Here is a 15,176-nt window from a genome sequence, read left to right as displayed (position 1 = left end):
CGCGGACCGGCGCCGGGTCAGGGCCGCGCGCCCGCGGTGTCCCGGCGGCGGTCGAGGCCGGCCAGGAACTCCTGCACCTCGCGGGCGACGCGCTCCCGTGCCTCGAACTGGGCCCAGTGCCCGCAGCCGGGCAGCGTGACCAGCCGGGCGTCCGGCATCGCGGCGGCCGCGCGGCGCGAGTCGCCCGGATCGACCATCGGGTCGTCGGCGCCGTGCAGGAACAGGGCCGGGACGGTGATCCGCCCGACCACCGGCTGCAGGTCGTTGCGCATCGCCCGCGGTCCGAGCGTCGCCTGGTTGTACCGCGCGTAGCCCATGCCCGCCCGGGGCCGGCGCGCCTCCCGCACGAACTCGTCCACCACCTCGGCGGGCAGGCCCTCGGGGTTGCGCACCATCCGGCGGAGCGCCGAGCGGGCGAACCGGTTGGCGATCCGGGCGAGCGGGACGAGCACCGGGTCGGGCAGCTGCGCGGCCAGCCACGACGAGAACTGCAGTGCCCGGTTGCCGAGCAGCGGGGTCAGTCCGCCGGGCGCGACGAGCACCAGCGCCTCGACCAGGTCCGGCCGGCGCAGGGCGAGCTGCAGCGCCACGTCGCCACCCATCGAGATCCCGCCGACGACGACGCGTCGCAGCCCGAGCCGGTCCGCGACCCCGGCGACGACGTCGGCGAGGGCGTCCGGCCCGCCCACCGGCGCGACCCCGGTGCTGCCGCCGAATCCCGGCAGGTCCGGCGCGACCACCGGGCGGCCGGGCCCGAAGGTGGAGTACGCCTCGTACCAGGAGATCGCGGCGCTGTCGGTCCCACCGCCGTGGACCAGCAGCAACGGGATGCCCGGCGGGGCCGGGTCGGCGACCGAGTACAGGACGCGCAGCGGCCCGTGACCGAGGTCGAGGGTCCGCTCGGTGGAGCCGGCGGGCGTGAGGGCCATGACGACCTGCCTCCACCCGCACGGCGGGCATCGGTGACGGGATGACCGGATCAGTATATCCGGTCACGACGGGGGCCGGTGGTGTCGTCGGGCGCGCGGGCCGCCGAACTACAGTCGTCGGGGTGTCGACCATCAGCCCGGACGAGGGAGTGGCGCGCCGGCTGAAGGCGCTGGCCTGCACGGCGCCGCTGCACGACCTCGACGCCCGCAAGGGCCGTCTGGAGTGGGACGCCGTCGGCTACCAGATGGCCGAGATCGGGCTGCAGGCGATCGACCAGGTCACCCTCGCCATGGACTTCGACCACGGTGCCGACCACGGCGAGGTCGTGCGGCGGCTGCTGCCCTTCGTCGGTGCCCAGGTGCCGCACGCCCCGCGCGAGGAGCACGCCCGGGTGGCCCAGTGGGTGATCGACAACCTGGTCAACGTGGGCAGCATCGACCGCGGGTTCGCCGTGGAGTACGGCGGGTCCGACGCCGAGGGCAACTACGTGCGCCGCCGGTTCGACTTCAAGCTGCTGGTCGAGGTCGCCGCGCCGGACGGCGGCGTGTACCTGCGTGCCTCCGACGAGGCGATCAACGTGCTGGTCGGGGCGCTGGACACCGACGTCGAGTCCGCACAGGAGGCGGCCGAGACCAAGCTGGAGACCCTGATCGTGCGGGGCAGGCTCGGGGACGCCCGGCTCGCCGCCGAGCAGGCCCGCTACCGCACCGTGCAGTACGCCGAGTCGTTGCGCCGCAAGCTCGAGGCCACCCGGCGCGACGTCCGGTCGGTGGACTGGCTCGACGCCGTCCCGGCGCTGCTCAACGAGGCCCTGACCCACATCGAGGCCCGCTACCGGGCCGAGACGATGATCAAGGCGAACATCGCCGACGCCCGCGACGAGGCCACCGAGCCCGGGCGCCGCCGGCAGGCCGCGGAGCTGGTCGAGGTCGTCGACGACTGCATCCAGCGGCACACCCAGCTGCAGGCCCGGTTGCAGGAGGCCGGGGCCGCGTTCCGCGCCGAGCAGGACCGCCAGCAGTTCTCGGGCCGGCCGCAGCGCCCGTCGGTCGACGTGTTCGGGCAGCTGCTGCGGCCGTCGCTGGGGCTCACCGTGAGCGCGGCGCACGACCCGGTGGCGGCGTTCTTCACGGCCGGGACCGGGGTGTCGAACCCGGTGGTGCCCAGCCTGGGCGGGCTGGTGGAGACGCTGCTGACCCCGCCGACCGACCGCGACCCGTTCGGTTCCGAGGTCCCCGAACCGGAGCTGGCCCCGCAGCCCGCCGAGCGCTTCGGCGCGGACACCTGGGCGGCCACCGACGACGTCCTGCCCCGGGCCGGGCGGGACGGAGACACTGCCTCGGTGCGGCTCTCCGATGCGCTCGCGCGGGCCCGGACGGCGGGGGAGGACCTGCCGCAGCTGGTCGCGCTGCGCGCGGTGCACGCCGTCGGGACGGCGATCGGGACGGCCCGCACCCAGGGCGACCCGTCGGTGCTGATCGCCGTCGACGACGGCACCGTGCTCGCCGACCCCGAGTTCGGTGGCGCGGACCTGCTGCTGGCGGTCGCCGGCGTCACCGCCGGACGTGTCACCGCCGGACGTGTCACTGCCGGGCGTGTCACCGGCGGGCGTGTCACCGGCGATCGAGGGACGAGCGAGGAGTGAGCGGGCATGAGTGACGCGGAGGCCGCGGCCCGGCTCGTCGCGTTCGGCATGCGGCCCAAGGCGTTGCCCGGCCGCGATCCCGACTACGCCGACCTGGTGCGCCGCTACCGCGAGGACGACGACTACCGCGACACCGTGCAGCGGGTGGCGTCCGGGCTCGGGCTGGTGGTGCTGGCCGTCGACAGCGCGCCCGGCATCGTGCTGGCCGCGACCGAGGGCTCGGTGTTCGAGATCCGGATGGACTCCTACGCCCGCCGCACGGCGCTGGCGAACCGGCAGGCGGACAAGGTGCTGCACGGCATCGCCCACCTCGCCGTGGCCGCGCTGGCGTTCCCCCGCCCCGACGACCTCGGCGACGACTCCTACGTCGGGCGGGTCTCGGTGGAGCTCGTCGACGGCGCGGTCCGCGAGGCGTGCCGGGTCCTCGACGAGCGGGCGGCGGGGCCGGCCGACCCCGAGTCGGACGCGCCGCAGCTCGAGGAGGTCTGGCGGGTCTGGCAGCGCCGTCCCGAGGCCACGGCGACCAAGGACGGCCGGGCCGGGGAGTCCACCACCCGCGGCATCGTCGGCAAGGCCCTGCGGTTCCTCGCCGACCAGGGCTTCCTCGTCCCCGTCGGCGCCGAGGGCGCCTACCGGACGACACCTCGCTACCAGGTGCAGGTCCGCGAACTGGCCGCGCAGCGCACGTTCGACGAGCTGCTCTCGCTGAACGTGCTCCCCGCCGGCAGCGCGACCCCGTCGCTCGTGAGTGGCGATCGCGGTCCTGATGACGACAACCACTCACGAGCCGGAGGCGGCGCGGATGTATGAGCTCGCCCGGGTCCGGCTGTTCTCGGTCGGGCCGACCGCGGCCCGCTTCCAGGACGTCACGCTCGACCTGCGGGGCATCGGCCGTCCGATCGAGGCCGCGGTGCAGGAGGACCTGTTCGCGCCGGACACGCTCGACCGCAGCACCCCGCGGCGGCCCTCCCCGGCCTCGGTGCTGTTCCTGGAGAACGGCGGTGGCAAGTCCGTCCTGCTCAAGCTGATCTTCTCGGTGCTGCTGCCGGGGCGCCGTCAGGTCGTCGGCACGACCAGCACGACCGTGCTGGAGAACTTCGTGCTCGCCGAGGACGTCGCGCACGTGGTCTGCGAGTGGGTGCACGTCGGGACGGGTGCACTGCTGGTGACCGGCAAGGCGTCCGAGTGGCGCGGGCACGTGGCGTCGTCGGACCCGGAGAAACTGGCCGACGCCTGGTACGCGTTCCGGCCGGTGCCCGGGTACGGGATGGACGAGCTGCCGTTCACCCACGAGCGCAAGCGGATCACCCTCGCGGCGTTCAAGGACCGGCTGCACACCGCGCACCGCGACCACCCCGGGACCGAGCTGGTCTGGGAGACCGGGCACCGGGACTGGACGCGGCACCTGGTCGACCTCGGCCTGGACCCCGAGCTGTTCCGCTACCAGCGGGCGATGAACGCCGGTGAGGGCGAGGCCGCGGAGGCGTTCTCGTTCTCCAGCGACGAGGCGTTCGTCGACTTCCTGCTGCGCGCGGTGCTCGACCCGACCGAACCGCAGAACGTGGCCGAGCTCGTCGCCGGCTACGCCGACCGGCTCGCCCAGCGCGAGGAGCTGGAGTCCGAGCGCGAGTTCGTCGACGGGACGCTGTCGCTGCTGGAACCGATGGTCTCCGCGGAGGAGGCCGCCGCCACGGCCCGCGAGGCCGAGACGGCGGCCCGGGACGCGTTGCGCACGACCGCGTCGCAGATCGCGGCCCGCCGGATCGCCGAGCAGACCCGGTCCCGCACGACCGAGGGCGAGGCCGAGCAGGCGGTCGAGGCCGAGCAGACCGCCGCCCGGGCGTCCGAACGGCTGCAGGAGACCGTCGACGAGCTGCGCCGGCTGACCGCGGGCCTGACCGTCGAGGCGGCCCAGCGGGTCGCCGACGCGGCCACCCGGGAACGGGACGAGACCGCGGCCGTCTCCACCGCCCGCGACGCCGTCGAACCGGTGCTCGCCCACCGGGTCGCCGCGGCCGAGGCCGCCCGGCTGCGCGCCCGGGTCGACGAGGAGGAGCAGAAGGCCCGCCCGGCGCTGCAGGCCCGCCAGGACGCCGCCCGCGAGCTGTCCGCGGCGCTGCTGCGGACCGCGGCCGAGGCCGACGACGCCGCGGCGGTGGCGGAGGAGACCCGCTCCGCCGCCGAGGACCGCGCCGGCGCGGCCCACCGGGAGCAGGTCGAGCGCACCGCGGACGCCGTCCGGGCCGAGAGCGCGGCGTCCCAGGCCCGGGACTCGCTCACCGACCTGGACCGGCGGATCGAGGCGGCGGTCGTCGCCGGGCACCTTCCGGCCGGGTCCGGCCCCGGCGACGTCGAGGCCGCGGCGGACGCCGCCGACACCGCGGCCGGTGCGGCCACGGCCGCGCTGGCCGAGGCCGACACCACCGCCGCCACGATCCGCGACGAGCGCCGCGCCGCCGAGACCCGGCGCACCGCGGCCCAGGAGGAAGCGGCCGGCGCCCGCGCCGCGGCGGCGACCGCCGAGACCGCCCGGGACGCGGCCGGGGCGCAGAGCGAGGAACTCGCCGCGGAGCCCCGGCCGGCCGAGCTGCTCGGGGTGGACACCGTCCGCCCGGACGCCGACGCGGCGCTGGTCGTCGAGACCCTCACCGCCGCGATCCGCGCCGCGGAGCGGGAACGGACCGTGCTGCTCGGCGACCAGCGCCGCGACGAGCGCGCGTTGCACGCCCTCGGCGACGGCGGGCTGCTCCCCGACCCACCGGAGATCGAGTCGGTGCTCGAGGTACTCGAGAAGGCGGGGATCACCGCCTGGTCCGGTCGCCGCTACCTGGCGATGCTCCCGGCGGGCGACCGCGGAGGTGTGCTCGAACGGCTGCCGCACCTGGCCGGCGGGGTGCTGCTCAACGACGCCGGTGACGCCGCGCGGGCCCGCGCGGTGCTCGACGACGCCCGGCTGCTGCCCGCCTGCCTGGTCGCGGTCGGGGCCACGGCCGCGCTGAACGCCGACACCGCTGCCGCGCCGGGCATCGAGCTGGTCGTCCCGCCGAACCCGGCGTTGCACGACGAGGACGCCGCCGAGCAGGTCCGGGTCCGCCTGGCGGCGGAGACCGCCGAGCGCGCCGACCGGCTCGCGATGCTCGAGTCCACCCTGGACGACGACCGGCGGCTGCGGGACCGGTTCGCCGCGCTGCGGGACCGCCGGCCGACGCTCGACGAGCTCGCCGGTGCCGCGGCGGACGCGGTCCGTGCCCGCGACGAGGCGGTCGGTGCGCACTCCGCGACCGTCGCCGAGGTCGTGGCGCTCGACGAGCGCGCCGACCGGCTCACCACCGACCGGCCCGGGCTGGAACGGACCGTGGCCGAGACCCGCCGCCGGGCCGAGGCGCTCGCGGCGCTGCGCGGGGAGCTCGAGCGCCGCCCGGGGCTGGAGGAGCGGGAGCGGACCGGCACCGCCGACGCCACCCGGCTGCGGACCGAGGCCGACGCGGCCGGTGCGGCCGCCGAGCAGGCAGGGCGGGAGGCCGCGGCCGCCCAGCAGACCCGGGACCGGCAGCGCAGCATCGCCGCGAACGCCCGCGACGAGGCGGCGGCCCTGCCCGTGGACGGGGCACCGACGCCGGAGGAGTCGAAGGGGGCACCGACGCCGGAGGAGTCGAAGTGGACACCGACGCCGGAGGAGTCGAAGAGGACACCGACGCCGGAGGAGTCGAAGAGAACACCGGCGTCGGAGGAGTCGCCGGACCCGCAGTCCGCCCCGGACACCCCGCTGCCGGAACTGCGCGACGCGTTCCAGCGGGCCCGCGACGCCTACGCCTCGGCCGCCGTCGACACCGACCTGCGCGGGTCGCTCGAACGCGCCGAGGCCGACGCCGCCGCGAAGCGGGTGACGGTCGACGGGCTGCCCCGGTCGGTGGTGGAGGCGGCGACGGCGTTCCTGCACACCCCCGACGGCGCCGACGCCGCGAGCCGGCGGGCCGCCGCCGAGCAGGCCCGCTCGGCCTACGCCGACGCCGAGCGCCGCCGCGCCGACGCCGCCACCGAGCTGGCCGTGGCCCGCAAGGAGCTGGAGCGGTTCGGGACCGACGAGCGGCCGATCGACCCGTACGAGGCCCCCCGCGATGCCGAGCACGGCCGCGAGCTGGTGGCCCGGGCCGCGGCGGATCTGGACGCGGCCGGCACGACGCTGGAACGGGCCCGCCGGGTCCGGCAGGCCGCGGAGGAGGCGCACCGCACCGCGGCCGAGCTCGCCCGCGGGTTCGGCCATGTCGTCGACGGGCTCGAGGAGACCCCGGAACCGGGCGGTGTGCCGTTCGAGGGGGACGTCGACGACGCCGTCGCCGGGCTGAAGCAGCACCAGGCCCGCCTGCGGGAGGCGGCCGCCGACCGGTCCCGCGCCGAGCGGAAGGTGCAGGCCGGGGTGGACGCGGTCGCCCGCTTCGCCCAGGATCCGCGGTTCGCGACGCTGTCGTCGCCGGTGCACCGGCACATCGGCGGGGTCGACCGCTCCGAGATGCCCGCCCTGGCTCGGGAGTGGATCGAGGCCCTGCGTCCGCGGCTGCGCTCGCTCGACGACGACCTGGGCAACATCGACCGGCACCGCTCCGGAATCGTGACCCGGCTGTCCGGGATGGTCGGTGAGGCCCTGCGGACGGTGCGGCTCGCCCAGAAGCTCTCGCAGCTGCCCGACGGTCTCGGCGACTGGTCCGGCCAGCAGTTCCTGCGGATCCGGTTCGAGGAGCTCGACGACGCCGCGCTGCGGCACGAGCTCGGTGTCGTCGTCGACCGCACCGCCGAGGCGGCGGCCGGCTCGTCGCGCTCCCGGGACCGGCGCGACGGCATGTCGATGCTGCTGCGCGGGGTCCGGGCGGCCATGCCGAAGGGCGTGCGGGTGGAGATGCTCAAGCCCGACGCCGTGCTGCGCACCGAGCGGTTGCGGGTCTCGTCGATCAAGGACGTGTTCTCCGGTGGGCAGCAGCTGACCGCGGCGATCGTCCTGTACTGCACGATGGCGGCGCTGCGGGCGCACCAGCGCGGGCACGGCCGCCGGGGGCACTCCGGCGTGCTGTTCCTGGACAACCCGATCGGTCGGGCCTCGGCGGGGTACCTGCTGGAGCTGCAGTTCGGTGTCGCGCAGGCGCTCGGGGTTCAGCTCGTCTACACCACGGGCCTGTTCGACGCCGGCGCGCTCTCCGGGTTCCCGCTACTGATCCGGCTGCGCAACGACGCCGACCTGCGCGCCGGGCGGAAGTACCTGTCGGTCGACGAGCGCGTCGCGCACTCGGTCCCGGACCGCGCGGAGGGTGGCGGCCGGATCAGCGCGACCCGCGTCTACCGGCGTCCGGAGGCGCTCCCCGACACCCGGTCGGCCGGCACCGCGGGCGAGGGGGCGGAGACGTCTGGTGTGGACGACGGCGGCGCCGGGGCGGTCGCGGTCGAATCGTCCGATGCCGGTAGCGGGGTCGGTCGGACCGGCGGGTCCGACGTCGACGGGGTCGCTGTGGCTACGACCGCTGCGGTGTCTGATGCCGTCGGGTCCGATGTCGACCCGGCCGGTGCCGACCAGACCGACGCGGACACGACCGACGCGGATACGGCCGACGCGGACACGGCCGACGCGGACACGACCGGTGCGGACACGACGGGTGCGGACACGACCGGTGCGGACGCTGCCGACGCGGGCACGACCGGTGCGGCCGCTGCCGACGCGGGCGCTGCCGACGCGGACACTGCCGACGTGGGCGCTGCCGGTTTCGACGCTGCTGGTGCAGACGGTGCCGATCGTGCCGGTGCCGACGCGGACTCAGCGGGTGAAGACACGGCCGACGCCGACGCTGCCGGTGTGGACACGGCCGACGCGGACGCCGCCGGTTCCGATGCTTCCGGAGCAGACGCCGCCGGAGCAGACGCCGCCGGTGTCGGCGGTCCCGAGGTTGCCGATTCCGGCACGGACGGTGTCGAGGCGGATGCTGCTGACGGCGCCCATCGGCCCTCCACAGCGGACAGCGGATCGTGACCGCGCCCGGCGCCCGCGAGCTCGTGGCGCTCCTGCGCGCGACCGGCCGGACCCGGATCGACCGGGCCGGGTTGTGGCGGGCGTTCACCGAGGCGGTGCCGTCGGCGCACGGGTCGGTCGACGCCCGGCGGTTGCTCGCCGACGCGATCGCCGAGCTGGCCGCGGCGGGCGAGCTCGTCCCCTCGCGGGCGGCCGACGACGGCACCCCGCCGCTGCCCCGGTCGGTGAAGCTGACCCGTCCGGCGGCTGCGTCCGACAGGGCAGGGTCCGCCGGGACGGGGGCCGCCGAGCCGTGGCATCCCGAACTCGCGGCCGCGGCCGGGGTGCGCGCGCCGTCGGAGACGGTGCGGCTGGTCAACCGGTGGCTGTTCGCCGGCGGCACCCGGGCCGAGGTCGTGCCGTTGCGGGAACGGGCGCTGGAGATCACCGGCGACGAGAAGGCGTTCGACGCCGGGCTGCCCGCACCGCTGACGCCGGAGATCCTGCGGGCGGTGCGGGTGCGGCTGCCGCTGCACCGCGAACCGGTGGGCGAGGGCCCGGTGCTGCTGGTGGTGGAGAACGCCGACACCGTGCACTCCCTGGTGCGGGCGTTGCGCCCCGACCCCGGCCCGGTCGGCGCGGTGGCCTGGGGCGCCGGCACTGCGTTCACGTCCTCGGTGCTGTCCCTGGCGGACGCCCCGCCCGTGGCGATCCGCTACTTCGGTGACCTCGACGCCGCGGGTCTGCGGATCCCCGCCCGGGCGTCGGTGCTGGGGGAGGCGGAGGGGCTGCCACCGGTCCGCCCGGCGACCGGGCTGTACCGGGCGTTGCTCGAGCACGGCCGCCCGGCCCCGGCCGGCGCCGCCGATCATTCCGATGTGGACTGGCTGGAGCCGGCGCAGCGCGGGCCGGTCCGGGATCTGTTCGCCGCCGGGCAGCGGCTCGCCCAGGAGGCCGTCGGGCGGCGGGTGCTCGTGGCGGACCGGGACTGGCGCGCCGGCCTCGAGGTCGGCTGACCCCGGTCGGCCCCGGCCGTCGTGGTGACGGCCGGGGCGCCGGTCAGCCGATCCGACACCCGCCCGGCCCCGGTGCCGGAAGCGGATGCCGAGAGGGGATGCCGGGTGGGTCCGCTACGAGCCCGAGCCGGACCGGCGGCCGAGCTGGACCCGGAGGCCGGACATCCGGCGTGTGCGGGAGCGGGTACGTCGGGACGGGGGAGCCGATCGCCGGGGCGGATCAGTCGTCGTCGCGGTCGTCCCGGTCGTCGTCATCGCGGTCGTCGTGGTCGATGTCGTGGTCGAGGACCTCGCCGGTGGCGGCGTCGACGTCCACGTCGTGCTCGGCCGCCCCGTTGCGGATCTCGATCTCCCAGTGGTCGCGGTCGTCGCGGTCGTCCCGGTCATCGGCGTCGTCGCGGTCGTCGTCGGCACGGTCGAACTCGACCTCGACGATCTGCCCGCCGCCGGCCCGCTCGAGGGCGATCCGCTCGGCGGTGGCGCGGTCGACGATCGGCTGCGGGGCTCCGGCCTGCTGCGGCGCGGCCGCGGGCTGCGCCTCGGCCGACATCGATGCCGGGTTCACGGCGACCGTCGGCTCGTCACCGCCGAGTGCCAGGGCGGTCCCGCCGCCGACGAGCAGCAGGCCGGTGGCGGCGAGGGCGGCGACGGTGATCGGGCTACGCATCGTGGATCTTCCTCCGTGTCGTTCCGGTGCTCCGGGGCTGTCCCGGTGACAGGTACGACGATGCCGTCGCGCGCCCCAAGGCCGCGCTGCGTGATCCCTAAGGCAACGTTAGGACCTGCGGAAACGGTGTGATCGTGGTCGCACCCGGCGCCCCGGCGCCCCGGCGGGGACGGCACCGCTGCCGCACAGGTCCGGTGGGCGCCGCACAGGACCGGGCCGGTGCGGCGGCACCGGAACCTGTGCGGTGTGGGTGCGGGGAGTGCTCCTCACGCGGGGGCGGCGAGCTCCAGCTCGACGTGCAGGCCGCCGGTGGGCGGGCTGTGCAGGGTCAGCCGGCCGCCGCCCTGGTCGGCGGTGCGCCGGGCGATGTCGAGGCCGAGGCCGGTCGAGCCGCCGCCGCTGACCCCGCGCGAGGTCGGGTCGGCGCCCGGTGGCAGGCCCGGGCCCCGGTCGGACACGACCAGGCGCGCGCCGCCGCCGGAACGGCCGGTCAGCTCGACGCCGAACGCCGTGCCGTCCGGGGTGTGGGCGAAGACGTTGCCCAGCAACGCGTCCACGCAGGCCTCCAGGTCGCCGGGCGCGCAGCCCACCGGCAGCGGTCCCTCGGCGAGGTCCAGGGTCATCGCGCGGTCGGTGTCCTCGGCGAGCACCTGCCAGAACTCGACCCGTTCCCGCACGACCGCCGCCGCGTCCGCCGAGCGGCCCTCTCCGCCGCGCCGCCGGGCCTGCTCGATCGCCCCGGTGACGGCCCGCTGCACACCGTCCACACCGGACGAGATGCGGACGGCGTCGTCCGGGTCGCGCAGCGCCTCGGCGTCCAGGCGCAGCGCGGTGAGCGGGGTGCGGACCCGGTGCGCGAGGTCGGCGACGTTCTCCCGTTCCTCGCGCAGCAGCTCCGAGATCCGGCCGGCGAGCCCGTTGAGCGCGCCGGCGACGATGCCGAGCTCGGCCGGGGCGTCCGGGTCCGCGCGCGCGGCGAGGTCCCCGCGGGCCAGCCGCTCCGAGACCCCGGACAGGTCGGTGGTGGCGTCGACCAGGGAGCGGGCCAGCCGGTCGGCCAGCAGCAGCGCCCCCGCCAGCAGCACGACCGAGAGCCCGGCCAGCAGCAACCAGGACCGGGTCACGCCCCGGGTGAGCTCGTCGTCGGGGACGAACACCCGGATGACGCCGTTGCCGGCGGCCGCGCCCTGCACCGAGAACACCATCTCCCGCCCGCCCGGGGCGTCGGTCGAGGCGCTCACGCCGCGCAGGCCCAGCTCGACCAGGCTGCTGCGCGGCGCGGGCGCGCCCAGCACGGTGCCGTCGGCGAGGATCACCGAGACGTCGGCCGGATCGCGCTCGTCGGCCAGCTCGACGGTCGGCTGCATGGTGTTGCGGTCGGCGGTCGCGACGACCGGGGTCAGGCTCTGCGCCTGCGCGGTCGCGGCGGTCAGGGCGGTGTCCTCGGCGACGGTGCGGATCAGGGCGGCCAGCGGCACCGCGAACGCGACCAGCACCAGCAGCACCGTGGCCCCGACGAGCGCGAGGATCCGGCGGCGCATCAGGCCCCGTCCGTGCCGGCCGGGTCCGTGCCGGTCGGGTCGGGGGCGGACAGGCGCACCCCGACCCCGCGCACCGAGTGCAGGTAGCGGGGCTGCTGCGCGGTCTCACCCAGCTTGCGGCGCAGCCACGACAGGTGGACGTCGACGGTCTTGTCGGCGCCGCCGTAGGGCTGCTGCCACACCTCGGTGACCAGCTCCCGCTTGCTGACGACCTGGTCGGCGCGGGCGGCGAGGTGGTGCAGCAGGTCGAACTCGCGCGGGGTCAGCTCCAGGTCGGCGCCGTCGAGCTGCGCGCGCCGCGACCGCGGGTCCACCGAGAGCCCGCCGACGACGACGGTCGGATCCGGCGTGCCGTCCCCGAGCCGGCGCAGGACGGCGCGGATGCGGGCGTCGAGCTGGGCGGCGGCGAACGGTTTGACCAGGTAGTCGTCGGCGCCGGCGTCGAGCACCGCGACGATCTCGGACTCGTCGTCCCGGGCGGTCGCGACGATCACCGGAACCGTGCTCGCGCCGCGCAGCATCCGCAGCATGGTGGTGCCGTCCATGTCCGGCAGGCCGAGGTCGAGCACGACGAGGTCGGGGCGCTTCCCGACGGCCGCCTCGAGACCGGCCATCGCGGTGGGAGCGGAGTCCACCGCGTGCCCGCGCTCCCCGAGCCCCCGGATCAGGGCGCCGCGGATGGCGGGGTCGTCCTCGACGATCAGGATCTGGGCCACGACGCCGAACCTATCCGCGCGCCCGGGCGCGCGGGCGTTCCTGGGTGTCGCTTGTGTCCCCTTTAGGGCTGCGTTAACCGTCCCTCGGGGCATCCTGGAGGGTGTGAACCGACCGAGCAAGCGCACCACCCGCACCGGGCTCCTGGCCGGCCTGTGGGTCGCCGCCGCGGCCGGCGCCCTGCTGCTGGGCCTGACCGCGGTCGGTCAGATCGGCAGCGGCCTGGCCGGGGGCGACCCGGTGCCGCCGATGGCGGCCGAGGAGGTCGAGGCGTCGCTGGCCCGGCACGCCGCGGACCCGGCGCAGGCCCCGGCCGCACCGTCGCCTGCCCCACAGAGCCCCGCGTCGCAACCCGCGCCGGCGGCGGAGCCGTCACCGACCGGGGTGGTACCGGCCGGGCGGGCCGGGTCGGTCCTCGCCCGCTGCGAGGGGGACGTGCCGCGGGTGGTGTCGGTGAACCCGGCCCAGGGCTTCGAGCGCGAGGATGATGATGATCTCGCCCCGGGGCAGGTGCTCCTCGACGGTGACGACCTCGACGTCCGCGTCACGCTGAGCTGCGCGAACGGCACGCCGTCGGGCGAGGTGACGACCGTGGTGGAGGACTGAGGACCGAGGACTGAGGACTGAGGACCTACCCGTGCCGGCTCAGCTCGTGGAAGAACCCGTCGATCACCGTCTGCTCGCCGGAGCGGACGACCTCGTCGTGCACGTACCGCCCGAGGGCGAGGTCCAGCACGCCGAGCCCGAACGGCGAGAACACCACGGTCCGGTCGGCCGGCGGGGTGAGCCGCCCGGCCAGCACGTCGTCCAGCGTCCCGTCCAGGAAGTCCCGGTTGCCGGTGCGCTGCTCGGCCAGGTGCGGTGAGGTGTCGGCCTTGAGGCAGTGCTCGACGTCGTCGACGACGTTCGCCGACGCGAGCAGGATCTCCGGCGCGAGGTCGCGCAGCGACACGTTGAGCACCAGCGGGGCGTGGCCGAACCAGCCCGGGTCGTGCAGGTACGGCTGGGCGGCGACGGTGGCGAGGACGACGAGGTCGCTGGCGCGCACGAGCGACTCGGCGTCGTCGTGGGTCCGGATCCGGCCGGTCGTGCCGGAGCGTTCCAGGTACCCGAGGAAGCCCTCGGCGCTGCCGGCGGCCAGGTCGTGCACCCCGATCTCGTCGAACGTCCAGCCGGTCCCGGCCAGGAACGTGTGGATGTAGCGCGCGATCAACCCGGTGCCGACGAACCCGACGCGGGCCGGGCGGGCCCGGCCGGCCGAGAGCGCCTCCGCGGCCAGCGCGGCCGATGCGGCGGTCCGCGAGGCACTGATGATCGAGCTCTCCAGTACGGCGAACGGGTAGCCGGTCACCGGGTCGTTGAGGATCAGCACGGCGGACGCCCGCGGCAGCCCGGCGTCGACGTTGCCCGGGAAGCTGGAGATCCACTTCAGGCCGTCGGTCGGGGCCGGGCCGCCGATCGAGGCGGGCAGCGCGATGATCCGGGAGCTCGGCCGGTCCGGGAACCGCAGGAAGTACGACGGCGGGTTGACCGTGTCCCCGGCACCGTGCAGCCGGTAGGTGTCCGCGACCAGGTCGACGACCTCGCGCTCCCGGCCCTGCAGCACCCGTCGCACCTGACCGCCGGTGATCACGGTGAACGGCGGGACGGAGGCCGCCACCGGTACCGCGGCCCCGGCCGCGCGCACGTCGGTCATCGCAGGTCACCGGCCCGCATCGGGTCACCCAGCCCGACCAGCACCTCGCGCTCCCCCTGGTAGGGGTCCCGGCCGTGTGCGGTCGCGATGTTGTCGACGAGCAGCAGGTCACCGGCCTGCCAGGGCTCGCGCAGGGTGTGCTGCTCGTAGGTCTCGGTGAGCAGGTCGACGACGTCGCGGCCGATCGGCTCGCCGTTGCCGAACCGGGTCGTGAACGGCAGCCCGTCCGGTCCGTAGACGTCGATCAGGTACTCCCGCACCTCCGGCTCCATCGTCCACTCGTTCAGGAAGGCGATCTGGTTGAACCAGCACCGCCTGCCGGTCACCGGGTGGGTCACGACGGCGCGGCGGTGCTGGCGGGTCCACAGGCCACCGTCGGGCTGCCAGGCGAACTCGATCGCGTTCGCCCGGCAGTAGGCCTCGACGGCGCCGCGGTCGTCGGTGCCGAAGGAGTCGGCGACCGAGGCCCCGATCTCGGCGTTGTAGCTGCGCACCAGCTGCCAGCCCTCCCGCGCGAAGCGGTCCACCAGCGCGGGGGGCAGGGCGGCGAACACCTGCGCGGAGTCGGCCACGCCGGTCGTGCCCCCACCGTCGGGGGCGACCAGGCAGGCGAAGAGCATGAGGCCCGGGAACTCCCCGGCGTAGCTGAGCTCGTGGTGCATGCACATCTGCTGGGCCGCCGGCCAGGCCGAGGACGAGTAGACGCCGTCGGCGTAGGACGAGCGCGCGGCGAACGCCTCCCGCTCGGCCATCAGGCCGTCGGCCAGCCCGCGGAAGACGCCCTCGACGTCGGCCGGGTTCGCGAGCCCGAAGCCGCGGACCAGCACGGCGCCGTGCTCGAGGACCAGGCCGCGCAGCGCGGCCCGGAACTCGTCCCAGCCCATGCCGCGCACGGCGTCGGCCGGGAGCAGCGGTGGCCGGCCCGGGCGGATCTCGGCGGTGAGCCGGGCGGACGGGACGGAGGGGGTGGACATG

The 15,176-nt window shown here is 76.1% G+C and carries 11 protein-coding genes; 5 read left to right on the top strand and 6 right to left on the bottom strand.

Annotation, left to right across the window (positions count from 1 at the left end):
• Positions 1-17 precede the first annotated feature (17 nt).
• Positions 18-929: an alpha/beta fold hydrolase gene (locus BM093_RS01210; protein WP_093335845.1), complete on the bottom strand. Its 912-nt coding sequence runs from the start codon at positions 927-929 to the stop codon at positions 18-20.
• A 122-nt stretch (positions 930-1,051) separates the two neighbouring features.
• Here BM093_RS01210 and BM093_RS01205 point away from each other — a divergent pair, with 122 nt between their 5' ends.
• The 4 genes from BM093_RS01205 to BM093_RS01190 are packed head-to-tail and all read left to right on the top strand — an operon-like array spanning position 1,052 to position 9,583.
• The gene (locus tag BM093_RS01205) at positions 1,052-2,575 is read left to right on the top strand and encodes a serine/threonine-protein kinase (protein WP_245773219.1); all 1,524 of its coding nucleotides are present in this window, start codon (positions 1,052-1,054) and stop codon (positions 2,573-2,575) included.
• A 6-nt stretch (positions 2,576-2,581) separates the two neighbouring features.
• A complete protein-coding gene (locus BM093_RS01200) occupies positions 2,582-3,385 on the top strand; it encodes a hypothetical protein (RefSeq protein WP_245773218.1) in 804 nt (267 codons plus the stop codon).
• Positions 3,342-8,588 (top strand): coiled-coil domain-containing protein, encoded by a 5,247-nt coding sequence (locus BM093_RS01195; RefSeq protein ID WP_143105216.1) that lies wholly within the window; start codon positions 3,342-3,344, stop codon positions 8,586-8,588. The genes BM093_RS01200 and BM093_RS01195 overlap by 44 nt, the downstream gene beginning before the upstream one ends.
• The gene (locus BM093_RS01190; protein ID WP_093335839.1) at positions 8,585-9,583 is read left to right on the top strand and encodes a Wadjet anti-phage system protein JetD domain-containing protein; all 999 of its coding nucleotides are present in this window, start codon (positions 8,585-8,587) and stop codon (positions 9,581-9,583) included. The genes BM093_RS01195 and BM093_RS01190 overlap by 4 nt, the downstream gene beginning before the upstream one ends.
• A 220-nt stretch (positions 9,584-9,803) precedes the next feature.
• Here the strand turns inward: BM093_RS01190 and BM093_RS01185 are convergent, their stop codons facing one another.
• From BM093_RS01185 to BM093_RS01175, 3 genes are all read right to left on the bottom strand, one after another.
• Positions 9,804-10,250, bottom strand: a complete 447-nt coding sequence (locus tag BM093_RS01185) for a PepSY domain-containing protein (protein WP_093335837.1) — start codon at positions 10,248-10,250, stop codon at positions 9,804-9,806.
• 266 nt (positions 10,251-10,516) lie between these two features.
• Positions 10,517-11,791: a HAMP domain-containing sensor histidine kinase gene (locus BM093_RS01180; RefSeq protein WP_093335834.1), complete on the bottom strand. Its 1,275-nt coding sequence runs from the start codon at positions 11,789-11,791 to the stop codon at positions 10,517-10,519.
• A complete protein-coding gene (locus tag BM093_RS01175) occupies positions 11,791-12,507 on the bottom strand; it encodes a response regulator transcription factor (RefSeq protein ID WP_093335831.1) in 717 nt (238 codons plus the stop codon). Before BM093_RS01175 ends, BM093_RS01180 begins: the two co-directional genes overlap by 1 nt.
• Before the next feature lie 103 nt (positions 12,508-12,610).
• On the opposite strand from BM093_RS01175, the gene BM093_RS01170 reads away from it, so the two are divergent.
• Positions 12,611-13,111, top strand: a complete 501-nt coding sequence (locus tag BM093_RS01170) for a hypothetical protein (protein WP_093335828.1) — start codon at positions 12,611-12,613, stop codon at positions 13,109-13,111.
• A gap of 25 nt (positions 13,112-13,136) precedes the next feature.
• Here the strand turns inward: BM093_RS01170 and sbnB are convergent, their stop codons facing one another.
• Entirely contained in the window at positions 13,137-14,201 is a 1,065-nt protein-coding gene (gene sbnB, locus BM093_RS01165; protein ID WP_093335825.1) for a 2,3-diaminopropionate biosynthesis protein SbnB, read from the bottom strand.
• Positions 14,198-15,175, bottom strand: coding sequence for a TauD/TfdA family dioxygenase (locus BM093_RS35700; protein WP_177238206.1), 978 nt, complete (start codon positions 15,173-15,175; stop codon positions 14,198-14,200). Before BM093_RS35700 ends, sbnB begins: the two co-directional genes overlap by 4 nt.
• Position 15,176: the final 1 nt, after the last annotated feature.

Source organism: Pseudonocardia ammonioxydans (assembly GCF_900115005.1).
GTDB classification, from domain to species: domain Bacteria; phylum Actinomycetota; class Actinomycetes; order Mycobacteriales; family Pseudonocardiaceae; genus Pseudonocardia; species Pseudonocardia ammonioxydans.
Note: the sequence above shows the minus strand (reverse complement) of the source record. Positions and strands in the feature narration are given on the sequence as shown.